Source organism: Cryobacterium sp. 10S3, assembly GCF_034344045.1.
GTDB classification, from domain to species: domain Bacteria; phylum Actinomycetota; class Actinomycetes; order Actinomycetales; family Microbacteriaceae; genus Cryobacterium; species Cryobacterium glucosi.
Map to the genome: position 1 here is coordinate 212969 of NZ_CP133773.1, position 24878 is coordinate 237846.

General features: G+C 69.0%; 23 protein-coding genes and 1 tRNA gene. 20 read left to right on the forward strand and 4 right to left on the reverse strand.

Features of this window, described 5'->3' with window-relative positions:
* The first annotated feature begins 25 nt into the window (after window positions 1-25).
* The 3 genes from RHM57_RS00990 to RHM57_RS01000 all read left to right on the forward strand — a co-directional run bounded on the left by RHM57_RS00990 (window position 26) and on the right by RHM57_RS01000 (window position 2460).
* Window positions 26-1621, forward strand: a complete 1596-nt coding sequence (locus tag RHM57_RS00990; protein ID WP_322189332.1) for an alpha/beta hydrolase — start codon at window positions 26-28, stop codon at window positions 1619-1621.
* Between the two features lie 75 nt (window positions 1622-1696).
* The gene (locus tag RHM57_RS00995) at window positions 1697-2335 is read left to right on the forward strand and encodes a TetR/AcrR family transcriptional regulator (RefSeq protein WP_322189334.1); all 639 of its coding nucleotides are present in this window, start codon (window positions 1697-1699) and stop codon (window positions 2333-2335) included.
* Window positions 2336-2387: 52 nt separating this feature from the next.
* Window positions 2388-2460, forward strand: a tRNA-Thr gene (locus tag RHM57_RS01000).
* A 51-nt stretch (window positions 2461-2511) separates the two neighbouring features.
* On the opposite strand, the gene RHM57_RS01005 is transcribed toward RHM57_RS01000, so the two are convergent.
* On the reverse strand, window positions 2512-3084 hold the full coding sequence (locus tag RHM57_RS01005) for a hypothetical protein (protein WP_322189336.1): 573 nt from the start codon (window positions 3082-3084) through the stop codon (window positions 2512-2514).
* 378 nt (window positions 3085-3462) lie between these two features.
* On the opposite strand from RHM57_RS01005, the gene RHM57_RS01010 reads away from it, so the two are divergent.
* From RHM57_RS01010 to RHM57_RS01025, 4 genes are all read left to right on the forward strand, one after another.
* Window positions 3463-4062, forward strand: coding sequence for a hypothetical protein (locus RHM57_RS01010; RefSeq protein WP_322189338.1), 600 nt, complete (start codon window positions 3463-3465; stop codon window positions 4060-4062).
* Window positions 4063-4266: 204 nt separating this feature from the next.
* Window positions 4267-4527: a hypothetical protein gene (locus tag RHM57_RS01015; RefSeq protein WP_322189340.1), complete on the forward strand. Its 261-nt coding sequence runs from the start codon at window positions 4267-4269 to the stop codon at window positions 4525-4527.
* 71 nt (window positions 4528-4598) lie between these two features.
* On the forward strand, window positions 4599-4820 hold the full coding sequence (locus RHM57_RS01020; RefSeq protein ID WP_322136502.1) for a hypothetical protein: 222 nt from the start codon (window positions 4599-4601) through the stop codon (window positions 4818-4820).
* A 69-nt stretch (window positions 4821-4889) separates the two neighbouring features.
* Window positions 4890-5678 (forward strand): alpha/beta fold hydrolase, encoded by a 789-nt coding sequence (locus RHM57_RS01025; protein WP_322189342.1) that lies wholly within the window; start codon window positions 4890-4892, stop codon window positions 5676-5678.
* A 127-nt stretch (window positions 5679-5805) separates the two neighbouring features.
* Here the strand turns inward: RHM57_RS01025 and RHM57_RS01030 are convergent, their stop codons facing one another.
* Both RHM57_RS01030 and RHM57_RS01035 read right to left on the reverse strand, forming a co-directional pair.
* On the reverse strand, window positions 5806-6306 hold the full coding sequence (locus RHM57_RS01030) for a 2'-5' RNA ligase family protein (protein WP_322189344.1): 501 nt from the start codon (window positions 6304-6306) through the stop codon (window positions 5806-5808).
* A 15-nt stretch (window positions 6307-6321) separates the two neighbouring features.
* A complete protein-coding gene (locus RHM57_RS01035) occupies window positions 6322-7227 on the reverse strand; it encodes a LysR family transcriptional regulator (RefSeq protein WP_241975239.1) in 906 nt (301 codons plus the stop codon).
* A 116-nt stretch (window positions 7228-7343) separates the two neighbouring features.
* Between RHM57_RS01035 and alsS the strand changes: the two genes are divergently transcribed.
* The 6 genes from alsS to RHM57_RS01065 all read left to right on the forward strand — a co-directional run bounded on the left by alsS (window position 7344) and on the right by RHM57_RS01065 (window position 14950).
* Complete coding sequence (gene alsS / locus RHM57_RS01040) at window positions 7344-9134, forward strand: acetolactate synthase AlsS (RefSeq protein ID WP_322189346.1); 1791 nt, start codon at window positions 7344-7346, stop codon at window positions 9132-9134.
* A complete protein-coding gene (gene budA / locus RHM57_RS01045; protein WP_322189348.1) occupies window positions 9131-9865 on the forward strand; it encodes an acetolactate decarboxylase in 735 nt (244 codons plus the stop codon). The genes alsS and budA overlap by 4 nt, the downstream gene beginning before the upstream one ends.
* A 152-nt stretch (window positions 9866-10017) precedes the next feature.
* Window positions 10018-11562, forward strand: a complete 1545-nt coding sequence (gene hemG, locus RHM57_RS01050) for a protoporphyrinogen oxidase (RefSeq protein WP_322189350.1) — start codon at window positions 10018-10020, stop codon at window positions 11560-11562.
* Window positions 11559-12761 (forward strand): TIGR04053 family radical SAM/SPASM domain-containing protein, encoded by a 1203-nt coding sequence (locus RHM57_RS01055; RefSeq protein WP_322189352.1) that lies wholly within the window; start codon window positions 11559-11561, stop codon window positions 12759-12761. Before hemG ends, RHM57_RS01055 begins: the two co-directional genes overlap by 4 nt.
* Window positions 12758-13846, forward strand: coding sequence for a ferrochelatase (locus RHM57_RS01060; RefSeq protein ID WP_322189354.1), 1089 nt, complete (start codon window positions 12758-12760; stop codon window positions 13844-13846). Before RHM57_RS01055 ends, RHM57_RS01060 begins: the two co-directional genes overlap by 4 nt.
* A 96-nt stretch (window positions 13847-13942) precedes the next feature.
* Window positions 13943-14950 (forward strand): nucleoside hydrolase, encoded by a 1008-nt coding sequence (locus tag RHM57_RS01065; RefSeq protein ID WP_322189356.1) that lies wholly within the window; start codon window positions 13943-13945, stop codon window positions 14948-14950.
* A 63-nt stretch (window positions 14951-15013) separates the two neighbouring features.
* Here RHM57_RS01065 and RHM57_RS01070 read toward each other — a convergent pair whose 3' ends face one another.
* Entirely contained in the window at window positions 15014-15622 is a 609-nt protein-coding gene (locus RHM57_RS01070; RefSeq protein ID WP_134447060.1) for a TetR/AcrR family transcriptional regulator, read from the reverse strand.
* 118 nt (window positions 15623-15740) lie between these two features.
* Here RHM57_RS01070 and RHM57_RS01075 point away from each other — a divergent pair, with 118 nt between their 5' ends.
* The 7 genes from RHM57_RS01075 to RHM57_RS01105 all read left to right on the forward strand — a co-directional run bounded on the left by RHM57_RS01075 (window position 15741) and on the right by RHM57_RS01105 (window position 24872).
* Complete coding sequence (locus RHM57_RS01075) at window positions 15741-17261, forward strand: ABC transporter substrate-binding protein (protein ID WP_322189358.1); 1521 nt, start codon at window positions 15741-15743, stop codon at window positions 17259-17261.
* Window positions 17262-17487: 226 nt separating this feature from the next.
* On the forward strand, window positions 17488-18987 hold the full coding sequence (locus RHM57_RS01080) for an ABC transporter substrate-binding protein (RefSeq protein ID WP_322189360.1): 1500 nt from the start codon (window positions 17488-17490) through the stop codon (window positions 18985-18987).
* A 78-nt stretch (window positions 18988-19065) separates the two neighbouring features.
* Window positions 19066-20010 carry an ABC transporter permease gene (locus tag RHM57_RS01085; protein WP_322189362.1) on the forward strand — a complete coding sequence of 315 codons (945 nt, stop codon included), beginning with the start codon at window positions 19066-19068 and terminating at the stop codon, window positions 20008-20010.
* Entirely contained in the window at window positions 20007-21848 is a 1842-nt protein-coding gene (locus tag RHM57_RS01090; protein ID WP_322189364.1) for a dipeptide/oligopeptide/nickel ABC transporter permease/ATP-binding protein, read from the forward strand. Before RHM57_RS01085 ends, RHM57_RS01090 begins: the two co-directional genes overlap by 4 nt.
* Window positions 21845-22708 carry an ATP-binding cassette domain-containing protein gene (locus tag RHM57_RS01095; protein WP_322189366.1) on the forward strand — a complete coding sequence of 288 codons (864 nt, stop codon included), beginning with the start codon at window positions 21845-21847 and terminating at the stop codon, window positions 22706-22708. Before RHM57_RS01090 ends, RHM57_RS01095 begins: the two co-directional genes overlap by 4 nt.
* A complete protein-coding gene (locus tag RHM57_RS01100; protein ID WP_322189369.1) occupies window positions 22705-24186 on the forward strand; it encodes a beta-galactosidase in 1482 nt (493 codons plus the stop codon). The genes RHM57_RS01095 and RHM57_RS01100 overlap by 4 nt, the downstream gene beginning before the upstream one ends.
* A complete protein-coding gene (locus tag RHM57_RS01105) occupies window positions 24084-24872 on the forward strand; it encodes a beta-galactosidase trimerization domain-containing protein (protein ID WP_322189371.1) in 789 nt (262 codons plus the stop codon). Before RHM57_RS01100 ends, RHM57_RS01105 begins: the two co-directional genes overlap by 103 nt.
* The last annotated feature ends 6 nt before the right edge of the window (window positions 24873-24878 follow it).

A 24878-nucleotide genomic window follows, 5' to 3' on the forward strand; every position in this document is an offset into this window, starting at 1 on the left:
TGACCAGACCAGTAAAGAGGAACCGTTGACCACACGCATCCGCCAGCGCCCGGCGTCGAACGGCCCGGTGTCGAATGGCACCCGGACGCGCCGCCCGGCCGCCCGCCGCTTCGCGATCCTGGCCGCCGCCGTCGTCGTCACGATGGGGCTCAGCGGATGCGTGCCCGCGTTCCTGCCGCAACCCTCGGCCTCGACGTCGTCCCCCACCGGGGAGAGCGTCAGCAGCGCCCTCGACCCGTTCTACAACCAGGTGCTCACCTGGACCGACTGCGGTAACAGCCTGCAGTGCACCACCGCGAAGGCCCCGCTCGACTGGAGCGCGCCCGGAACCGACACCGTCGACCTCGCCCTCGTGCGGCACGTCGCGACCGGCACCCGGGTCGGCTCGCTTCTGGTCAACCCCGGCGGTCCCGGCGGCTCCGGGTACGACTTCGTGAAGGGGTCCCTCGACTACGCCACGGATGCGAAGCTGCAGGCCGGATTCGACATCGTCGGGTTCGACCCGCGCGGCGTCGGGCGCTCGTCAGCGGTGAAGTGTTACGGGGCTGCCGAGATGGACCAATACCTGTACGCCATCCCGACAGCAGCCCGCGGCACGGATGCCTGGATCCAGGAGGTCGAGAAGTCCTCGACCGACTTCGGAGCCGCCTGCGCCACCAACACCGGCGCCCTCCTCGCCCACGTCGACACCGTGAGCGCCGCCCACGACCTCGACATGCTGCGTGCCGTGCTCGGCGATGCCCAGCTCAACTACCTCGGCTATTCCTACGGCACCTTCCTCGGTGCGACATACGCCAACCTGTTCCCGGACAAGGTCGGCCGCCTCGTCCTCGATGGAGCCCTAGACCCGTCCACGAGCAACGCCGAGGTGACCCGGGTGCAGGCCGTCGGCTTCGAGAGCGCGCTACGCTCCTACCTCGCCGATTGCCTCGCTGGATCGAAGTGCCCGTTCAACGGCACCGTCGACCAGGCGATGACCACCATCTCCGCGCTGCTCGACTCGGTCGACCGGAGCCCGATCGCCGCGAGCGATGGCCGGATGCTCGGCGCCAACACGCTGCTGACCGCCATCATCTACCCGCTGTACCAGGCGTCGGCGTGGCCGAACCTGAGCGAGATGCTGTCGAGCGTGATGCAGGGCAACACCAAGATCGCGTTCCAGTTCGCGGATGCCTACAACGGCCGTAACTCCGACGGGACATACCTCGACAATTCGACCGAGGCCTTCCTGGCGATCAACTGCCTCGACTACAGCTACAACGACGACCCGGCCGTGATGCGCGCCGACGCCGCGGCCATCGAGGCCGCAGCGCCGGTCATCGGCAAGTACATGGCCTACGGCGACACCGGCTGTGCGAACTGGCCGGACAAGTTCACCGGAACCCGCGCCGAGATCCACGCGCCGGGAGCGGCGCCGATCCTCGTCGTCGGCACGACGAACGATCCGGCGACCCCGTACGTGTGGGCGCAGAGCCTGGCCAGGCAGCTCGACAGTGCGCAGCTCGTCACGTACGCGGGCGAGGGGCACACCGCGTACAACAAGTCCAATGCCTGCGTGAACAACGCGGTGGACTCCTACCTGCTGCAGGGGACGGTGCCGGCCACCGACCCGAAGTGCTGACGTGCGGGGGCGGCCGTGCGGCATGCGGTGACGACTCGAGGACTGCACATTTGCGCGCCGTGTAAGAATGTGACCATGGTGGATGTTGCGGAAGAACCCGGCCTGCGTGAACGGAAACGTCTGGCGACCCACCGGGCCATCCAACTCGCTGTGCTCACGCTCGCGTCCGAGCGCGGGGTCGACAAGGTCACCGTCGAGGACATCAGCCGGATCGCCGATGTGTCCCCGCGCACCTTCTTCAACTACTTCCCGTCGAAGGACGCCGCCCTCGCCGGTGACGATCTCACCCTCGGTTCCGAGGCGGAGATCGAGGACTTCGTACACAGGAGCCCGTCCGGTGACATCCTCGCCGACCTCGCGGTGCTGCTCTCGACCAGCGTGCAGAATTCCCAGGATGACCGGGAGATTCACCAGTTGCGGCGTCAGGTGATGAAGGAGAACCCCTACCTGTTCGGCATGCGGATGGCTACCCTCCGCAGCTTCGAGGGACACCTCGACGACGTGATCAGCCGGCGCCTCGCGGCGGACGATCCCGTGCTCGCCGCCGACCCGATCGCGCTGCACCAGCGCGCCCTGTTGCTCACGCTCGTCGCGGTCGCAGCCCTGCGACACGCCTGGCGCTGCTGGGCCGAGGGAGACGAGTCGGAGCCGCTCGCCGATCGGGTGCGGGCGTCGTTCGCGGGGCTGTACGAATTGACCCTCCGGACCAGCTAAGCTTTGTTGCTGTGTCACCGCGCGTTTCCGGAAGGAAGCATTCGGGCGTCACGCCGCCTTAGCTCAGTTGGTAGAGCATCTCACTCGTAATGAGAAGGTCGTCAGTTCGATTCTGACAGGCGGCTCCCTTTCCTCATCGCCCGGCCCGCTCTCTTCGTGCTGCCGATGTGCTCGTGCTATCGGTCTGCGAGGAGCAGGTTGAGTCGCCTTCCCGCCGGCGCGGTTTCCTTGTTCGTGCCCATCAGCTGGGCATCGTTCAAATAGGTGAGGTCGTCGACGGTGATGCCGAACCGGGCGGCCACGTCGGCGCGGTTTTCATTCGCTGCGGCGGTATAGCCCGCGGGCTTGCCGTCGATGACGTCGACCGTGCCCCGGGCGCCGGGCGTCGCATCGGAGTCCACGGGGTTGAGGTAGCCGCGGAGCGGCGTGAAGGTCCAACGGATGTCGGCGCGCGCGACGACGGCCTCAAGGCAGTCCGGGTCGGTTGTGTCCGGTTGGGCGGGGGTTGTGACCAGAATGACCTGGTCGATTCCGCTGGGATCGCCGCTGAGGATGCTGAGGTCACCCCAGCCGTAGGCGCCGCTTCCGCTCGTGAACGGCCCGAAGTCCATGCGGAAGCCGCTGTCGTAGCAGGTTTGGTTCGCCGGTATGGGCTGGGTCGCGGTCACCGCGTCGACCGTGGCCGCTGCCGGAGTGACGAGGTCATCGATGTGGAGTGTGAGCTCGGTTCCGTGGAAATCGAAGCTCACATTGCCGGTAGTACCGTTGTCGGACGTCAGCGTGCCCGTTCCGATGGTCCCGGTCGGGAGCGTCCCCGGAACGCCCGGTTGTGTTGCTGGTGGATCCGCGGATGCCGACGGCGTTGGGGCTGGCGTGCCGACGGCCCCGCCGCTCGAGCAGCCCGTAAGAGCCACCAGCATCGATATCAACCCGCATGTTGCCGCGATTCCGCGCATCCCATACCCCCGTGTGCAGATCCTAAGGGATGGAACACCTTCACCCCGGCCCTCGGAGGAGCCGGCACCGAGCCCGAGTCTTCATGTCTGGGACGCCGGTGGTTCATTGGCCAGCCATCGGGCCTTCCTAGATTGCGAGAGGGGGCGAGCGCCCCACGAGGGGGTTCACTGGTGGACGCGGGGCTCGAAACACGACCGGTGTGGTGGGCGCGGACATCCGTGCAGGCGACGCGGATCGGTGTGATCGCGATCGGAGCCGCACTGCCGTGGTTGCCGTTCATCGTCTGGCTGGGCCAGCCAGACCGGAATTTGCTCGGGCCCATGGGCCGCACGGGCGTCATCGTCACCGTCGTGCTGCAGTGTCTCTCCGTGGTGGTCGGGCTCGTTTTCGTCGTTGTGATGTCCGCCTGGACCGAGACCCGCGGGTGGCAGGCGGCCCGAATCTGGGGCTCGATCGCGTTCGTCTGGGGCATTCCGCTTGCCTGGCTCGCGGCGGTCGTGTGGCCCGACGGGGTCTGGCCCCGGGAATCCGGCCTGCCGCTGATCGTGTTCGGGGTGATCTGCGTGATCCTGGTCGTGCCTGCGCTGATCAACCCGCGCCGGACCGGCCTGGTGGCCGTCATCGGCACGATCCTGCCCCTGGTCATCCTCGTCGCGATCATCGCTTCGACAATCTCCGTCCCTGCGGTCTTCATCCTGCTCGGCCCGGCGACGGCGTACTGCGTCGCTGTGTCCCTCAGCGCTTCCGCGGCCGCCTTCGCCAGAATCTGACGCTCCGAGCGTTGCTGTTGCCGTGATCTCTCCGGACGCACTGGCCGCCGACATCTCAGGGACCGTCGAGCAGAGGTCCCGGCGCTTCGTCGAGCGTCCCTATCGCTCGGGGGGAAGCGGCGGTACGGTCTGCGCGATGGCCGGTTCGCGCGCGAACGAACCGCTCACCCTCCTGTCCCAGCGTCGGAACCGAGAGAGGCAATCATGACAACTGTGTTGATATTCCATGAGGTCGATGACGTCGAGCACTGGCTCACCTCACCCCGGCGGGACGAGGTGTTCGGGCCGCTCGGCATCAGCATCCAGACCTTCATCGACCCGACCGACGACCACAGGGTCGGCCTGATCGCCGACGTGCCCGACATGGACGTCTTCCAGCGGGTGATGGCGTCCGAAGTCGCGGCTGAGGCGATGCAGTTCGACGGCGTCCGCCCGGAAACCGTCGTGATGATGGTCGAGGGCTGACGATGTATGCCCGAATCAGCACCTTCAGGACCGGTCCAGACACCGACCCCCACGCGAATGAGAATGCGACCATGCTGCGGGTGCTGGCGAACCCCGGCTGCCGCGGCATGTACTTCCTGAAAGGCACGGAGACCGACACGGCCCTGGCCATCACCCTCTGGGACTCGGAGGACTCCCTCGCGGGGAGCAGGGAGCCCGCAGAGTCGATTCGCGCCGACTCGAGCGCCGAACAGCACCTGACGATCGTCGACGTCGAGGAATTCGAGGTGACGGCGAGCACCTTCATCGGCTGAGCCCTGCGGCGCCCTCCCCGGTGCGCTCGTTACGATGGGGGAGTCCCAGGCCCCGCTCGGAAGGCATCCATGGAGTACGCCCTCGCGCCCGACGGCGCCCGCATTGCCTGGTCGTCGACCGGCGGCAACGCGACAGGTGACCCCGTCGTCCTGGTCGCGGGACAGGGCGTCTCGAGCCGGTCCTGGTCTCCGCTGCTGCCGACGCTCGGTGCCCGGCACCGGGTGATCACATTCGACACCCGCGGGGTCGGCGACAGCGAGCCCGGCGCCGACGTGCGCTTCACGACGGCGGCGCTCGCCGAGGACATCGTCGCCGTTCTGGACGCCGCAGGGATCGACAGGGCGCACGTGTACGGGCACTCGATGGGCGGCCGGGTCGCGCAGTGGTTCGCGATCAACCACCTCGATCGCCTGGGCGCCCTCGTGCTCGGCGCGACGAGCGGCGGCGATGACCGGGGTCTGACCCGCACGGCTGACGTCGCCCAGCGCATGGCCCGGGGCGACGCGCTCTCCATGGGTCCGCTGTTCTTCACGGATGCCTTCATCGCGTCCCACCCGGAGCTCGTCGCGGCCATGTTCGTACGACCGACCTCGGTCCACACCCGGCGCCTCCTGTTCGGCGCGAGCACCGCGCACGACGCCTGGGACCACCTCCCCGGGATCACCGCGCCGACGCTTGTGCTGCACGGCGACGCCGACGAGGTCACTCCTCCCGGGAACGGCGAACGCCTCGCCGAACATATTCCGAATGCCGCATTCGGGGAGCTGCCCGGGCTCCGGCACGGCTACTTCCTCGAGAGCGCGTGGGCGACGGATGCCGTCCTCAGGTTCTTCGCGGCGCATCCGCTCGCCGCCTGACGCAGCTTTTCTCCTCGCGCACCCCCTGCGCCGCTTCGCGCCAGGCATGCCGGGCGCGAAGCGGCGCAACGGGCGCGCCTGCGCTGGGTTGCGACACGTGACGCGCGACGCGTGCCGGCCGCCGAAGCTAGGGGCGGGCCGAGTGAGAGCGCGGGCGCAGCGGGATCGTCGCGAGCACGGCGCGACCGGCCGGGTCGGCCCGGGGCGCCATGTCGACGAGAGCGATCTGGCCGAGTTCGAGGATGTCGCCGGTATTCACCCGCGCGTGGTGCTTGTCGGTGACGTGCGCCCGGAACTCGGTTCCGGTGAACGCCGCCTCCCCTGGCGCAGTCGCGAACGGCCGCACGGCCGCGACCACGAGGTCGTGCAGCGCGGTCAGCCCGGGGTCGGGTTCGAGCACGGTCACGGGAATGTCGTGGCGGCGCTCGAAGCGTTCCGCGCCGCCGGCGACCACGCTCAGCGCGGGCACGGCGGATGCCGAGGCCGCGAGAGCCTCCCTGATCGCGCCGGGCGCGGCATCCGTCAGGAACGGCGCCAGCACCGTCACGTGCAGGGGCCAGTCGCGCACCAGGAAGGTGGCGCCGACAGCGAGCGGCGTGAGCGGGAGGACCACGACGAGCCGGGGCATCAGCGCATCACCGCATCACCGGATCGCGCCGGTCTCGTCGTCGGCGAGGGCCAGGTCGATGAAGGCCCGCACCGCCGCCGAGAGCCGCCGGGTGCGCGACGCCGCGAGGTAGACGGTGAAGTCGGGCATGCCCGCGACGGGGAGGCGTCGCACGTTGCGGGCGTCCCGGGCGGCGAATTCGGGCAGCAGGGCGACGCCGAGCCCGTTGGTCACGTATTCGGCGGCGGTGCCGATGTCGGAGACCTCGATCATCACCCGGCGTTCGAGGCCGGCCGCGGCGAAGGTCTCGTCCACGATCTGCCGGCTCGCGTAGCCGGGCGGCAGGTCGATGAATTCCTCGGGGGCGAGGTCGTCGAGATGGTCGAGGCCGACGTGCCCGGCCGTGGCGAGGCGGTGATCGGCCGGGACCACGAGCACCATCGGCGAGGAGGAGATCGGCGCGGCCACGAGCTGGGTGGGCACGGGTCCGCTGAGCGCGAGGAAGGCGAGGTCGAGTTCGCCGGTCGCGAGCTCGTCGAGGAGCCCGGCCGAACCGCGCCTGGCCGCGCGCAGCCGCACCCCGACCCCCGGGTGGCCGGTGCGGAACAGCCCGAGCAGTCGCGGCACGTTGACGAGGGTGACCGAGGTCATCAGGCCGATCACGATCGACCCCGTGATCGCGTGGGTGGTCTCCTCGGCGGCATCGCGCACCCCGTTCACGGCATCGAGCGCCTCGCGCACCTTGGGCAGCAACAGCTCGCCCGTCGAGGTGAGCCGGATCTGCCTGCGGCTGCGGTCGAAGAGCTCGACGCCGAGTTCGTTCTCGAGCGACCGCACCCCCGCGGACACCGCGGACTGCGCGATCGTGAGCCGGTCGGCGGCGCGCGTGAAGCTCAGTTCGCTCGCCACCGCGCTGAAGAATTCGAACTGTCGCACATCCACTCGTGCATCATCTCATTTACAGATCGTTTCCATCACCATTCGGCGTTGTTTCTTATCTGTCGGAGCGGGACGATAGATACAGGGAGCCGCTCGAATGGCGAACCGGAAGGCATGACGTGACGAACAATTCAACTGTCCTGGGCAGCGGCCCCGTGGCGGACGCCCCGATCCAGGCGGATGCCCGCGTCCAGACCGATCCTCATTCCGCGGTCCCCTCGATAACGGATGGCCTCGGCGCGCCCGCCGCGCCCCGGCGCTCGGCCGACCGGGTCGTCGAGGTGCTCAAGGCCCACGGGGTGAAATGGGTGTTCGGCGTTCCCGGCGCCAAGATCGACCCCGTCTACGACGCCCTCGTCGACGACGGCCCCGAACTCATCGTCTGCCGGCACGAGCAGAATGCGGCCTTCATGGCCGCGGCCGTCGGCCGGCTGAGCGGCCAGCCCGGGGTCGTGCTCGTCACGAGCGGGCCCGGCACCTCCAACCTCGCGACCGGCCTGCTCACGGCCACGACAGAGGGCGACCCGATGGTCGCGATCTGCGGCGCGGTCTCCCGCGCCGACCGGCTCAAGCGCACCCACCAGTCCATGGACGCCGTCGGCATGCTCTCCGCCGTGACCAAGTCCGCAGGCGAGGTCAGCGTCGCCGACAACGTGCCGGAGGCCATCGCCAACGCGTTCCGACGCGCGACCCAGGAGCCCAAGGGCGCCGCCGCCGTCGTGCTCCCGTATGACGTGCTCGTCGACACGACGACCGTGTCGATGACGGGACCGCACTGGGTGCCGCGCCTCGGCGCCGCCCCGGCGGAGAGTGTCACGCGCGCGGCCGCACTTCTGAAGGGCGCGAAGTTCCCGGTCATCCTCGCCGGCGCACGTGCAGGGTCCGACCGCGCGACCGTTGCCCTGCATCGCCTTCTCGGCGTCGCCGACCTGCCCGTCGTCGAGACGTTCCAGGCGGCCGGCGTGCTGTCCCACGAGCTCGAAGAGCACTACCTCGGCCGGGTGGGCCTGTTCCGCAACCAGCCGGGCGACATCCTGTTGCACAAGGCCGACCTCATCCTCGCGATCGGCTACGACTTCGTCGAGTACGAGCCCTCGAAGTGGAACAAGGACCACCAGCGCCGGATCATCCACCTCGACGAGCTCTCCGCAGACCTCGACGACTACTACCGCCCGACGGTCGAGCTGCGCGGCGACGTCGCCGAGACCATCGACGCGCTCGCCCGGCAGATCGACGGCCTCGAGCTCAGTGCCGCGGCATCCGCTGTCGTCGCCACCGAACGGGCCCGCCTCGCCGAGGCCGACGAACCGCACTGGAACGACGACGAGTCGGAGGGTGTGCACCCCGCGGCCCTGACCCTCGCGATGCGCAACCTGCTGCCCGATGACACGACCGTGCTCTGCGACGTGGGGTCGCACTACATCTACATGGCCAGGCACTTCCGCACCTATCACCCGCGTACCCTGCTCTTCTCCAACGGGCAGCAGACCCTCGGCGTCGCCCTTCCGTGGGCGATCGCCGCGAGCCTCGTGCGGCCGGGCACCCCGGTCGTCTCCGTCTCGGGCGACGGCGGGTTCCTCTACTCGGCGATGGAACTCGAGACCGCGGTGCGCCTCGGCTCGACGTTCACCCACGTGATCTTCAACGACGGCACCTACGACATGGTCGCGTTCCAGCAGCAGGGCAAGTACGGCCGCACCTCCGGCGTGCAGCTCGGCGACTACGACGCGGTCAAGTACGCCGAATCCTTCGGCGCCCACGGTTACCGGGTCACGCACCTCGACGACTTCGCGGGCGTGCTGAAACAGGCCATGGCCGAGCCAGGGCCGAGCATCATCGACGTGCGCGTCGACTACCGAAACAACCGGGATGAGCTCATGGCTGATCTGGAAAGCGATGTGCTGCAGTGAGTGAATTCACGGTCTCCCGACACGAGATCTTCCAGACGAGCCTGATGAGCGCCCTGCTCGACGGCGTGTACGAGGGCGAGATGACCGTGCGCGACCTGCTCGGCCACGGCAGCTTCGGCATCGGCACCTTCAACGGGCTCGACGGCGAGATGCTGATTCTCGACGGCAGCTGCTACCAGCTGCGTGCCGACGGCGGAGTCTCCAAGGCCGATCTCGGCGCGCACACCCCGTACGCGGTCGTCACGAACTTCGTCCCTCACGTCGAGAGCGATCTGCCGGAGGGTGTCCTGCGCGCGGAGGCATCCGCCTTCATCGACCGCATGACCTCGTCGGAGAACTACATGTACGCGCTGCGGATCGACGCCGAGTTCGAGTGGATCACCATGCGCACGGTCGTCAAGCAGGAGAAGCCGTATCGCCCGATGGTCGAGGCCACCGATGAGGACGCGATCGTCGAGCTGCACAACGTGACCGGCACGATCGTCGGCTTCCGCACCCCGCTCTACGAGCAGGGCATCGGCGTTCCCGGCTGCCACGCCCACTTCGTCACCGACGACCGCCGCGCCGGCGGCCACGTGCTCGACTTCAAGCTGAAGTCCGGCCACGCCGCCCTCTGCCTCGGCACCGACCTGCGCCTGCAGCTGCCGCTGACGGATGCCTTCCGCGACGCCAATCTCTCGCCAGACGACCTCGAGTGGCAGCTGCAGAAGACCGAGGCGCACGCCAAGTAGGCGCTCCTGCGGTCTCGGGTCACGGGGGCGCGGCAGAACGGGACGCCGACACTAGTGTCGGAAAACCCTTTCCTGCCGAGCCGTAGGATCGATGGAACGGTGTGCTCCAGCCTTCCGACTGTGCCGGTCCACCGGCAACGGAAGGACCATACGTGCTCTCTCGACCCCGGGTCGTCATCGTCGGCGGCGGAATCAGCGGACTGGCGACAGCCCACTATCTGCACCAGTCTCTCGGGGACGGGGTCCTGATCACCGTGCTCGAGGCCTCCCCCCGCCTCGGCGGCAAGATCATCACCGAGGACTTCGCCGGGCACTCGGTCGACGCCGGCCCCGATGCGCTGATGGTGCGCGCACCCGTCGCCGTGAACCTCCTCACCGACCTGGGCCTCGCCGACCTCGTCGTCGCACCCGCGAGCGGGGGATCGCGGATCTGGTCCCGCGGACGCCTCCGCACGCTGCCCGCAGGAACCGTGTTCGGCATCCCCGACCGACTGCTGCCGCTGCTCCGGTCACGCCTGCTCTCCCCGCTCGGCTTCGCCCGGGTACTCCTCGACCTCGTGCTCCCCGCCGGGCGCACCCTGCCGGCCGATCCCACGATCGCCGAGATCGTGGTCCCGCGGATGGGCCACGAGGTCTTCGACCGGCTCGTCGACCCCCTTCTCGGCGGCATCCACGCCGGTCGCGCCGATGAGCTCAGCGCGCACAGCACCGCCCCCGACATCGAGGTGCTCGCCCGCGGCAACCGCAGCCTGAACCTCGCGCTCCGCCGCCGGCGCCGCGCCGCGGCCGCGAAGGCCGCCGCCGCGTCCCGCTCCGCATCCGTGCCCGTCGCCACCGCGGGGGATGCCGCGGCCGGGTCCCGCGCGACGGCGCCCGCCGGAACGGCACCCCGGCTCGCCCGGGCCGGCGGGGCCACCCTCGTCACTGTCGAGGGCGGACTCGCCCGCCTCATCGACGCGCTCGCCGCGCGGGCGGCGAGCGACGACATCCGCCTCGGCACGGCCGCCACGAGTCTGGCCCGCGAGGGTGCCGGCTACCTCGTGGGTCTCTCCGACGGGACGAGTGCCGAGGCCGACGCCGTCGTGATCGCCACCCCCGCCTTTGTCGCCGCCGGCCTGCTCCTGGCCGAGAACCCCGTGCTCGGGGCCGCGCTCGCCGGGATCCCCTACACGGACGTCGCGACGATCTGCCTCGCCTACCCGCGCTCCGCGCTCGGTCGCCCGCTCGGCGGCAACGGGTTCCTGGTTCCGCCGGTCGAGGGCAAACTCGTGGTCGGCTGCACGTTCTCGAGCGAGAAATGGCCGCACCTCGCCGATGAGGCGACCGTCATCATCCGCTGCATGGTCGGGCGCGCCGGGGACACCCGCTGGGCCGGCCTCGACGACACGACCCTCGTCGCGCAGGTGCACGCCGAACTCGTCGAGGCGCTCGAGCTGACCGGGAGACCCACCAGCCACCACATCGAGCGCTGGCCGCTCGGGATGCCGCAATACGTCGTCGGGCACCAGGGCCGGCTCGACACCGCCGACCTGGAGCTCGCTGCACTGCCCGGGGTGCACCTGACCGGATCGGGCTATCGCGGAGTCGGCCTCGCGAGTTGCGTCGCCGACGCCGAACGGGTCGCCACCCGGATCGCCGAAAGCATCGCCGCCGGCACCATCGCCGCGGCGCAGGCACCGAGCGAGGTCGGCGCATGAGCATCGTCGACGAGACCAGAAGCCACGTGCTCGGCTACCCCGCCGTGCTGCCGACGCTGCCCGCCGCCCGGCGCGGCCCCGGCCCCGACTACTCGAAGCGCCCGATGCTCGTGTTCTGGGAGACGACCCGGGCCTGCGCCCTCGCCTGCAAACACTGCCGCGCGAGCGCGACGATGCAGGCGCTGCCCGGTGAACTCACGACGGCCCAGGGCAAGGACCTGATCGACCAGATCGCCGGTTTCGGCCGGCCGTACCCGATCCTCGTGCTCACCGGCGGCGACTGCCTGATGCGCCCCGACCTGTTCGAACTCGTCGAGTACGCCACCGGTCTCGGACTGCCGACGGCCCTCTCACCCTCGGTCACGCCCACCCTCACCGCCGCGATGATCGAGAAGATCGTCGCGAGCGGGGTGAAGGCCGTATCGGTCAGCCTCGACGGTGCGAGCGCGCCGACCCACGAGGGCGTGCGCGGCATCCCCGGCCACTTCGAGGACACCGTCAACGCCATCCGCGCCCTCGCCTCGGCCGGGCTCAGCGTGCAGGTGAACACGACGGTGATGCGCGCGAACGTCGACGAACTGGCGGATGTCGCCGCCCTCATCTCGAACGCGGGCGCGGCCATCTGGGAGGTCTTCTTCCTGGTCCAGGTCGGACGCGGCGTCTCGACGGAGGCTGTCACGCCCGAGGAACACGAGGAGATCTGCCACTTCCTCTTCGATGCTTCCCAACACGGTTTCATCGTCCGCACGGTCGAGGCCCCGTTCTTCCGCCGGGTTGTCGCCCGGCGCCGCGCGGGAGACCCTGCACCGGAGACCGCGCTATACCAACGGCTGGCCGGCCGGCTCGAGTCCCTGATGGGGCCGCCGATCGGACTGCCCCGCGCGCAGACGGCGTCGACCCGCGACGGCAAGGGCATCGTCTTCGTCGCCTACGACGGCGAGGTCTACCCGGCCGGTTTCCTGCCGCTCGGCCTCGGCAATGTCGAAACGACCCCGCTCGCCGAGATCTATCGCGACAACCCGCTGCTCAAGCAGATCCGCGCGACCGAATTCAGCGGCCGTTGCGGCAGCTGCGAATACGCCGACCTCTGCGGCGGCTCGCGGGCGCGCGCCTTCGCCTCGAGCGGAGATCCCCTCGGCGAAGACCCGGCCTGCCCGTACCAGCCGGGCGCGGATGCTGCGGCCGGCCTGACGGCATGAGCGAGCCGGGGGAGGAAACCCAGCCTGACCGCACATACGACGCCGTGCTCCTGCTCGGCTTCGGCGGCCCAGAGGGGCAGGACGACGTCATCCCCTTCCTCCGCAACGTCACCCGTGGTCGCGGCATCCCCGAGGAACGGCTCGAGACCGTCGCGACCCACTATCGGGCCTTCGGGGGAGTGAGCCCGGTCAACGGGCAGAACCGGGCCCTGCGGGCCGCCCTCGAGGCGGAGTTCACCGACCGGGGTGAGCCGCTGCCGGTGTACTGGGGCAACCGCAACTGGACGCCCCTACTCGCGGACACCGTGCTGGCGGCATCCGCTGCCGGTCATACCCGGCTCCTCGCGATCACGACGAGCGCGTACAGCTCATATTCGAGCTGCCGCCAGTACCGTGAGGACATCGCCGGGGCCCTGACCGCGACGGGGCTCGACGCCACCGGGCGCATCGACGCGGTGCGCCCGTACTTCGGCGAGTCCGGCTTCGTCCTGCCCTTCGTCGAGGGCGCGCGTGCCGCTCTCGCGCGCCTCGCGGCGCGGGGCGTGCCGGTCGATCGCACCCAGGTGCTCTTCACGACGCACTCGATCCCGACAGCGGATGCCGACCGGAGCGGTCCGCGCGACGCCGGCTGGGGCACGGGTGGGGCCTACCTCGCCCAGCACCGGGCCGTCGCGGTCGCCGTGATGGCCGCCCTCGCCGAACCGGGCGCTGCCGCCCCCGATGCACGCCAGCCGGCCTGGTCGCTCGCCTTCCAGTCCCGCTCGGGCCCGCCGGCGATGCCGTGGCTTGAACCCGACGTCAACGACGCGCTCAGGGCGCTCGCCGCCGACGGAACCGAGGCAGTCGTGATCGTGCCGATCGGCTTCATCTCCGACCACATGGAGGTGCTCTGGGACCTCGACACCGAGGCCGCCGCCACCGCAGCCAGCCTCGGACTGGCGGTGGAACGAGTCGCAACCCCCGGCATCCACCCCGCCTTCGTCGCGGCCCTCGCCACCCTCGCCCTCGAGCGCCAGCACGGCCCCGTACTGCCCGGCTGCCCCGGCGGATGCTGCGAGAAGGGGGCCGGCCGTGCCGCACGCTAGTCCTGCCCGGCCCCGCACTGAACACCTGGGACGGGCGGGGCCGGGGACACTTGTAGTCTGGTTGCGATATTTCCCCCGGGCGAAGGCGCAGGCACGATGAACCAGATCGAGACGGATGCCGGGGCGCTGCCCCCGATCGAAGCCGAGCTGCAGCGGGTGGTCCGGCCCCGCGCCCGCGTCATCATCGACAACGACTTCTCCGGGGATCCGGACGGCCTCGTCCAGCTCGCGCACCACGTGCTGTCGCCGTCGGTCGAGATCCGGGCGATCATCGGTTCGCACCTGCGCCCCGGCGACCCGTTCGATCCCTCGGAGCAGACCGCGACGAACGCGGCCGCCGCCGCCGAAAAGGTCCTCGACCTGCTCGGGCGCACCGGGAGCATCCCGGTCATCGCCGGGTCGAACGTCGGGCTCAGCGACCGGACCACGGCCATCCGCTCTGCCGCAACCGACCTGATCATCCGGGAGGCGCTCCGCGACGACACCGAGCTTCCGCTCTTCGTCGCGTGCGGCGCCGGGCTCACCGAGATCGCGAGCGCCTACCTGCTCGAGCCGCGGATCGCCGACCGGCTGACCCTGGTCTGGATCGGGGGGCCCGAACACGACGGGATCGCGGCCGCGCCGCCGGGGACGAGCGGCGCGGAATACAACCTCGCCATCGACATCCGTGCGGCCCAGGTGATCTTCGACTCCCGGATTCCGCTCTGGCAGGTGCCGCGGGACGCCTACCGGCAGACGCTTTTCTCCTGGGCCGAGCTGCTCACCTCGGTACGGCCCTGCGGTGCGATCGGCCGGCACCTCTACGCGGCGCTCGCCGGGGTCGCGGGCACGGCCGGACGGCACGGGATCAACCTCGGTGAGACGTACATCCTCGGTGACAGCCCGCTCGTGCTCCTGACCGCGCTGCACTCCAGTTTCGAGCCTGACCCGTCCTCGAGCGCATGGGTCACCTGCACCGCCCCACGGATCCTCACGGACGGCAGCTACGATCCCACGCCGCGGCAGGGTCCGCGCCCGATCCGGGTCTACACCCGGCTTGACCTGCGCCTGCTCTTCGCCGACTTCACCGCCAAGCTCGCTGCCCACGCCGCCGCTGGAGAGTGACCTTTCCGGTCGAGAGTGCCAGGCCTACCGGTGACTCTCGACCGGAAAGGGCCGGGGAGAGTTCTAGAAGTCGATCGTGAAGAGGGGGCGCAGGTAGCGCCGGAGCTCCTCAGCCATGTCGAGGGTGTCCGGGGCGAGCAGCCACTGCACCTGCAGGCCGTCGCTGAGCGCGATGAGTGACCGCGCGGCGCTCGCCGGCTCGACTCCATCGACCAGCTGGCCCGCCGCCTGGACATTGGTGAACGCGTCGACCATCAGGCCGACGACCCAGGTATACCGGTCGAGGAAGTACTGGTGGGCCGGGTGTTCTGGCGCCGTCGCCTCGGCGGAGAGCACACAGTGCAGTTCCACAAGACCCGGTGCGAATTCGGCGTTGTACTCCGCCACGCGCACGATGCCGCGAATCGTCTCGATGTCGGGCGTGCCATCGATGGGGACGAGCGCCACGGAGCGCTCGTCGCGCAGTGCGAGCACGCCCGCGAGCAGTTCGTTCTTGTTCGAGAAGTGGTGCAGCAGGCCGGCCTGGCTCATTCCGACCCGCTCGGCGATCTCCCGTAGCGAACCGTTGCGAAAACCGTGGTTGGCGAACACCTCGATGCCGGCCTCGAGGATTTCCCGACGTCGGCCTGCCGTTTTGGCGTAGCTCCCACGCGACTTCCCCGTCATAGTCATGCGCTGACTCTAGCGCGGAAAATAACGATTTGACGAAAACCTAGTAGTTAATCGCTTTTCCTGTTAGCTTTTCAGCCACGCGACCCAAAGAGGGGTCACCCACTGAAAGGGAACACCGATGTTCCGATGGAAAAGCCTCACGGCGGCCGCAGCAGTTCTTGCTCTCGGCCTGACCGGTTGCTCGGCAACCAGCACCACGACCACCTCCGGCGCCCCGACCACACTCACCCTCGGCGTGATCGTTCCAGCTACCACCTTCTCGGCCGCGGATATCGCATTCGCCAATGAGGCCCCCTACGGCCAGGCGGTCTACGACACCCTCCTCAAGGCGGATCCGACCGGCGAGGTCGGACCCGACCTGGCCACCAAGTGGGAGTACAACGACACCAAGACGGTGCTCACCCTGACCCTTCGCGACGACGTCACCTTCACCGACGGCACCAAGTTCAACGCGGATGCCGCGGCCCAGAACCTGATCCGCTTCCGTGACGGCGCCTCGCCGAACAAATCCTTCCTCGCGTCACTCGCCGACGCGAAAGCCGTCGACGACACCCATGTCGCCCTCACCCTCACCCAGGCCGACCCGGCCCTGCTGCACTACCTGACCCAGAACGCCGGTATGCAGGAGAGCCCCAAGGCCTTCGGCAACGCCGACCTCAAGACCAACCCGGTCGGCAGCGGCCCGTACATCCTCGACACCACCAAGACCGTCGTCGGTACGAACTACGAGTTCACCAAGAACCCGAAGTACTGGGACCCGAGCTCCGTGCACTACGACAACCTCTCCATCAAGGTGCTCGCCGATGTCACCGCGATGCTGAACGCCGTCAAGGGCGGCCAGCTCAACGGCGCCAAGCTCACCGTCAACACCAACAACGCCGAGGTCGAAGCGGCCGGCTACACGCTGAACCCGTTCGAGCTGGACTGGACCGGTCTCATCCTGCTCGACCGCGACGGTTCGATGAACCCGGCCTTCAAGGACGTCCGGGTCCGCCAGGCGCTCAACTACGCGATCGACACCAAGGCCATGCTGACCGCGGTCGGTGAAGGCCTCGGCACCCCGACCACGCAGATCTTCCCGAAGAGCTCCGTCGCCTACGACGCGTCCCTCGACTCCCGCTACGCCTTCGACCCGGCCAAGGCCAAGTCGCTCCTCGCAGACGCCGGCTACGCGGGCGGCCTCACGATCGACATGCCGAGCACCTCGCTCATCGGCCCGGCGATCTTCACCCTCGTCCAGCAGCAGCTCAAGGACGTCGGCATCACGGTGAACTACACCGACACCGGCACGAACTTCATCGCCGACCTCCTCGCCCCCAAGTACGCCGCGTCCAGGATGCAGCTGCAGCAGGACAACGACTGGGCGCTCGTGAACTTCGAGATCACCCCGACCGCGACCTTCAACCCGACCAAGTACCAGGACCCGAAGGTCGACGCGTTCGTCGCGACCATCCTGAACGGCAGCAAGGACGAGTCCGACGCCGCGCTCAAGGACCTGAACGCCTACGTCGTCGAGCAGGCCTGGTTCGCCCCGTGGTACCGCGTGCAGTCCAACTACGCCACGGATGCGAAGACGAAGGTCATCCCTCAGGTCGGCAACGCCTACCCGTACCTCTGGAACTTCACGCCCGTTTCCTAGCCGCGGCATGGTCCCGTCATAGACCGGGTCGGGGGCCGGCGCGCAGCCCAGCGCGCCGGTCCACGACCGGGTTTCAGCCCGGAAAAATAAAAAGCTAATAACTATTCGTAATTCATGGTTGAAAACCTAGTGCTCGTTCGTTTTTGATGTTAGCTTTGCTGCACGGAGCCCACAGTGGGGCTGCACTTGTACGTGAAAGGGACCGAAGATGTTCCGATGGAAAAGCATGACCGCGGTAGCCGCCGTCGTGGCCCTGAGCCTGACCGGCTGTGCCGCAGGGTCGACCTCGTCCAGCTCCGCTGCGACGACTCTCACCCTGGGCGTCGTCGTCCCGGCCTCGACCTTCGCCGCAGCGGACATGAACTTCGCGACGCAGACCGCATACGGTCAGGCCGTCTACGACACCCTGCTCAAAGCGGATCCGAGCGGTGAGGTCGGCCCGGACCTGGCAACAAAATGGGCGTACAACGCCGACAACACGGTGCTGACCCTCACCTTGCGTGACGACGTCACCTTCACGGACGGCACCAAGTTCGACGCCGATGCCGCAGCCCAGAACATTATCCGGTTCCGTGACGGCGCCTCGGCCAACGCGTCGTTCCTGAAGTCGGTATCCGCCGCGACCGCGACGGACCCCACCACGCTGACGATCACCCTCACCGAGGCCGACCCGGCGCTGCTGCACTACCTGACCCAGAACGCCGGCATGGTCGAGAGCCCCAAGGCCTTCACCAGCGCCGACCTGCAGACCAACCCGATCGGCAGCGGTCCCTACATCCTCGACACGGCCAAGACCGTCGTCGGCACGAGCTACGAGTTCACCAAGAACCCGACCTACTGGGACCCGACGAGCGTGCACTACGACAACCTGTCCCTCAAGGTCTACGCGGACGGCACGGCACTCCTCAACGCCGTCAAGGGCGGCCAGATCAACGGTGCCGCGGTCGCGGACAGCAGCACGATCCCTGAGTTCGAAGCGGCCGGCTACACGATGAACCCGTTCGAGCTGGACTGGACCGGCCTCATCCTCTTCGACCGTGACGGCACGCTGAACCCGGCGTTCAAGGACGTGCGGGTGCGCCAGGCCATCAACTACGCATTCGACAGCAAGTCCCTGCTGACCGCGGTCGGCGAGGGCCTCGGCACCCCGACGAGCCAGATCTTTCCGACCAGCTCGGTCGCCTACGACGAGAGCCTCGACTCCCGCTACTCCTACGACCCGGCCAAGGCCAAGGCGCTCCTCGCCGAAGCCGGCTACTCCGGCGGGCTCACGATCGACATGCCGACCACGAGCTTCGTGCCTGCGGCCACCTTCACCCTCATCCAGCAGCAGCTCAAGGACGTCGGCATCACCGTGAACTACACGGATGCCGGCAACAACTTCATCGCCGACATCCTGGCCCCGAAGTACGCCGCGACCTGGATGCAGCTGCAGGAAGACACCGACTGGGCGCTGATCAACTTCGAGCTCACCCCGAACTCGACCTTCAACCCGACGAAGTACGACGACCCCACGGCCGACGCGCTCATCGCCACCGTGCACACGGGTTCGAAGGCCGACGCCGATGCCGCCGCGAAGAAGCTCAACGCCTACATCGTCGAGCAGGCCTGGTTCGCGCCGTGGTACCGCGTGCAGTCCAACTTCGCGACGGATGCGAAAACGAAGGTGGTCACCCAGGTCGGCAACACCTACCCGTACCTCTGGAACTTCACCCCGGTGTCCTAACCGGGACACATCACCACCACCCGGGCCGCGCGGGCAGCCGCGCGGCCCGGTCTCCATCCACTGCAGTGAGGAACAACGATGTTCAGATTCATCCTCAGACGATTGCTCTCTGGCATCGTTCTGCTCTTCGTGATCTCCACGATCGCGTATTCCCTTCTCTACGTCGGCGGCGGTGACATCGCCCGCCGCATCCTCGGCCAGATGGCCACCGAGGAGGGTGTCGCCCAGAAGACCGCGGCCCTCGGGCTCGACCGCCCCCTCGCCGTGCAATACGTCGACTGGCTCAGCCACGCGGTCCGCGGCGACCTGGGCACGTCCTGGTTCACCGGCCAGCTCGTCACGGTCGGCATCACCTCCCGGGTCGGCGTCACCCTCTCTCTCGTGATCGGCGCCATCCTCGTCACCGCGATCGTCGCCGTTGTGCTCGGCGTCTGGGCGGCGGTGCACGGCGGCTGGGCCGACAAGGTCGTCCAGGCCGTCTCCATCCTCGGCTTCGCGATTCCCGGCTTTCTCGTGGCCCTCGGCCTCGTCACTCTCTTCGCGCTCAACCTCAAGTGGTTCAAGCCCACCGGGTATGTGCCCCTGACCGAATCGCCGAGCGGATGGCTCGCAACGGTCACCCTGCCCATCATCGCCCTCGCGATCGGCAGCATCGCCGGCGTCGCCCAGCAGGTGCGGGGCTCGGTAACGGATGCCCTCCGCCAGGACTACGTGCGCACCCTGCGCAGCCGGGGCCTTTCCTTCAATCGGGTCGTCTACAAGCACGTGCTGCGGAATGCCGGGGGACCGGCGCTCGCCGTGCTCGCGGTGCAGTTCGTCGGACTGCTCGGCGGCGCCGTCATCGTGGAACAGATCTTCGCGATCCCGGGCCTCGGCCAGGTCGCGGTCACCGCGACCACCCAGGGCGACATCCCGATGGTGATGGGTCTGGTCGTCGCGACCGCCATCATCGTCGTCGTCGTCGTCAACCCGCTCATCAACCTGCTCCAGGGCTGGCTGAACCCGAAGGTGCGTCTCTCATGATCGATCTCACTCCCACGGCCCTCGCGCCCGTCGCCCCCCGCAGCTCGCGCCGCTCCCTGTTCGTGCGCCTGCTCAGGAACCCGATCGGCGTCGTCTCGATCTTCTTCCTCGTCGTGGTCGCGCTGAGCGCGATCTTCGCGCCGATCATCGCCACCGCGGATCCCAACCTCGCGACCATCGCCAAGGTGCTCTCACCTGCCGAGCCGGGACATCCGCTCGGCTTCGACAGCGCCGGACGCGACGTCTTCTCGCGCCTCGTCTTCGCCGGCCGGTTCAGCCTCGCCGGTGCCCTGCTCGCCCTCGTCATCGCCCTGATCATCGGCGTGACCGGCGGTCTCATCGCCGGGTACTACGGCAAGTGGTTCGACGCGGTCTCCTCCTGGCTCACCGGCCTGTTGATGGCGCTGCCCGGCATCGTCGTGCTCCTCGCGGCGCGCGCCGTGCTCGGCCCGTCGATGTGGCTCTCGATGGCCATCTTCGGCGTGCTGCTCTCGCCGGCGTTCTTCCGGCTGGTCTACGCCTCGGTCACCGCGGTACGGAACGAGCTCTACGTCGACGCCGCCCGCGTTGCGGGGCTCGGTGACGCCCGCATCATCGGCCGGCACATCCTCACGGTCGTGCGGGCCCCCGTCATCATCCAGTCGGCCATGGTGCTCGGCATCGCGATCGCGATCCAGGCCGGACTCGACTTCCTCGGTCTCGGCGACCAGTCGATCCCGACCTGGGGCACCATGCTCAACGACGGCTTCGCCAAGATCTACAAGGCGCCGCTCCTGATCCTCTGGCCGAGCCTCGTGATCGCGATCGTCTGTGTCGCGCTCACCCTGCTCGCCAACGCGATGCGCGACGAACTCGAGCGCAGCGGCAAGGCCAAGCGTCGGAACGCGAAGAAGACCGTCGCGAGCGTCGACGTCTACAAGCAGCCCGTGCTCTCGCACCCCGACGACGCGGCCATCGCCGGCCGCACCGGGGACATCCTGCTCGACGTGCGCGAGCTCGCCGTCGGCTATGACCAGCCGAACGGCTCTGTGAAGGTCGTCGTCTCCGACGTCTCGCTCACGGTCCGACGCGGCGAGGTCCACGGCCTGATCGGCGAGTCCGGGTCCGGCAAGACCCAGACCGCCTGGTCGATCCTCCGGCTGCTGCCCGACGGCGGCCGGATCACCGGTGGCGCCATCTTCTTCGAGGGCCGCGACCTCTCCACCGTCTCCGAGAAGGAGATGACGAAGATCCGCGGCAAGAAGATCGCCTACATCCCCCAGGAGCCGATGTCGAACCTGGACTCGTCATTCACGATCGGCAGCCAGCTCGTCGAACCGATGCGGGTCTGCATGGGCCTGTCGAAGAAGGCCGCCACAGCCCGCGCGCTCGACTTGCTCGCCAAGGTCGGCATCCCGAACCCGGAACGCACCTTCGCGGCGTACCCGCACGAGGTGTCCGGCGGCATGGCCCAGCGGGTGCTCATCGCCGGCGCCGTCTCCTGCGAACCCGACCTGCTCATCGCCGACGAGCCGACCACCGCGCTCGACGTCACCGTGCAGGCCGAGGTGCTCGAGCTGTTGCGCGACCTGCAGGCCGAACTCAACATGGGCGTCGTGCTCGTCACGCACAACTTCGGGGTCGTCGCCGACCTCTGCGACCGCGTCTCGGTGATGCGCGACGGCCGGGTGATCGAAACCGGCCCGGTGCGCGCCATCTTCAACCACGCCGAACACCCGTACACCCAGTCCCTGCTCGCGGCGATCCTCGAGGACGGCGAGGCCCGCGGCCCGCTGCTCGAGTTCGTCTCCGCTGCGGCCGCCGCCAGGACCGACGAAACCATTGGAGTGCAGTCATGACCGACCTTCTGCTCGACGTCAAGGATGTCGTCGTCGAATACCCGATCAAGGGCTTCCGCAAGCCGCCGTTCCGGGCTCTCAAGGGCGTGTCCCTGGACATCCGCCCCGGCGAGACCGTCGGCCTCGTCGGCGAGTCCGGCTCAGGTAAGACCACCCTCGGCCGCGCCGTGCTCGGCCTGGCCCCGGTCACCGGCGGCCAGATCCTCTACAAGGGGAAGGACATCTCCCACCTCGGCCGCCAGGGCCGCCGGGCGCTGTCGAGCGAGATCCAGGTCGTCTTCCAGGACCCGTACACCTCGCTGAATCCGTCGCTCACCATCGAGCAGATCCTCGTGGAACCGCTCACCGTGCGAAAGGTCAGCCGGGCGGATGCGTCCAAGCGCGTGCTCGACCTGCTCGACCAGGTCGGGCTGCCGAGCAATGCGGCCGACCGCCTGCCCCGGGAATTCTCCGGCGGCCAGCGGCAGCGCATAGCGATCGCGCGCGCCCTCGCCCTCGACCCGCGGCTGATCGTCTGCGACGAGCCCGTCTCCGCGCTCGACCTCTCCACGCAGGCGCGGGTGCTCGACCTCTTCCGTCAGATCCAGGAACGCACCGGCGTCGCCTACCTCTTCGTCTCGCACGACCTCGCCGTCGTGCGGCACCTCAGCCACCGCGTGGCCGTGATGCTGCACGGTGAGATCGTGGAGTGGGGCGACGGCGACCAGGTCACCAGTCGCCCGGAGCACCCGTACACCCAGCGGCTCTTCCTCGCCGCACCCGTGCCGGACCCCGACCGGCAGACGGAGCGCCGCGAGGACCGTGCGCGCCTGCTCGCCGAGCAGCGGGCCCAGGCCCTGCTGCCAGAGGCCGTCGCGTGACCGGGCCTTCGTCCGCCCCGCCGTTCGCCGGCATCCGCTTCGGAGCCGCCTACTACCACGAGTACCAGCCGAGCCCGCGGCTCGACACCGACCTCGACCTGATGCAGGCGGCCGGTTTCACGGTCATCCGCGTCGGCGAATCGGTCTGGTCGACCTGGGAACCCGAGGACGGCGTCTTCGACCTCGACTGGCTCGAGCCCGTGCTCGACGGCGCGCACAAGCGGGGCATCGGGGTCATCCTCGGCACCCCGACCTACGCGCTGCCGATGTGGCTCGCCCGGAAGCACCCCGAGATCGCCCTCGACACGGCGACGGGCACGGCGAAGTCCTGGGGGTCGCGCCAGGAGATGGACTTCACCCACCCGGCCTTCCGCTTCCACGCCGAGCGCATCATCCGCGCCATCGTGGGGCGCTACCGGGACCACCCCGCCCTGATCGGCTACCAGGTCGACAACGAGCCCGGCCTGCACCTGCTCTACAACCGCGGGGTCTTCCAGGGTTTCGTCGACCACCTGCGCGGGATCTACGGCGACGTCGAGACCCTCAACACGGAATGGGGCCTCACCTACTGGTCGCACCGGCTCTCGACCTGGGCCGACCTGTGGGTGCCGGACGGCAACTTCCAGCCGCAGTACGACCTCGCCTGGCGTCGGTACCAGGCCGGGCTCGTCACCGAGTTCATCGGCTGGGAGGCCGGCATCGTGCGTGAACTCGCGCACCCGGACCACTTCGTCACCACCTGCATCTCCTACGACCAGCACGGCGTCGAAGACGTCGAGCTGTCGGCGAACCTCGACGTGGCCTCCGGCAACGCGTACTACGAATCGCAGGACTCGCTCCTGCACCCCTCGGATGCGCCGCGTTCGACCGGCTGGATCGTCAGCGGGACCTGGGCGGTCTACAACCTCGCCGACCTGATGTTCTCCTCGAAGCAGGCACCATTCCTGGTGACCGAGACCAATGCCGGGTCGATCGGCCACTCCCCGATGAACTTCTCGCCCTACGACGGCCAGTGGCGCCAGATCGCCTGGGCGCTCGTCGCCCGCGGGGCCGAGATGATCGAGTACTGGCACTGGCACACCCTGCACTACGGCACCGAGACATACTGGGGCGGCGTGCTCCCGCACAACCAGAAGCCGGGTCGCGCCTACCGCGAGCTGGCCAGGATCGGCGCCGAATTCGGTGCCGCCGGGTCCCTCGTCGCGCAGGCGACCCGGGCCGCGACGTCGCCATCCTCTATGACTCGGACAGCAAGTTCGCGCTGTCGTCGCAGGCGCCGTTCCAGGCTCCCGGCCAGTACTTCGACGTCGACTCGTACCGGAAGATCTTCGCGTCGTTCTATCGCGGCGCCTTCGACGCGGGGCTCCAGATCCGCATGGTGCGGCCGCAGCAGCTTTTCCCGACCCGGTTCACCGCCGGGGTCGACCCGCTCGAGGGCGGGGACCCGATCGACTTCGCGGCGACCTATCCCGTTTTGATCGTGCCGGCCTTCTTCACCGCAGCGGACGCGGAGCTCGACTGGCTCGCCGAGTACGCGGCAGCGGGCGGGCACCTCGTGCTCGGGCCGCGCTCGGCATACGCCGACCGGGAGGGCCGCGCCCGCACCGAGGTGCAGCCGGCCCGGCTCGACGGCGTCGCCGGGGCCTGGTACGAGGAGTTCGCCAACCTCACAGACCCGATTCCGGTTGGCCCGGCCACCGCTGCGGCAGCGGATGCCGCGACCGGCTTTGTGCTGCGTCCCGGCTCCGCCGCCACCGAGTGGGTGGACGGTCTCACGCCGACGGGAGCTGAGTCGCTCGCCCGCTACGAGCATCCGCATTTCGGGCGTTGGCCCGCCGTGACGAGCGCGGTCAGCGGCTCCGGCCGGGTGACCGTGGTCGGCACGGTGCCGAACCAGGAGCTCGCCCGGTCACTCGCCGAATGGCTGGTCCCCGCGCCCTCGGCCGGCTGGACCGGCCTGCCGGAGAGCGTCACCGTGACGAGTTCCACGGCGGCCGACGGTTCCCGGGTGTACTTCGTGCACAACTGGTCGTGGACCCCCCAGGAGGCCCCGGCGCCCGGCCGGCTCAGCGACGTGCTTGCGGGCACCGCCCACGATGCGGGGGACCTGATCACGCTCGGACCGTGGGACGTGCGTGTGTTCACCGATGGAGCGGCCGAATGACCGGCG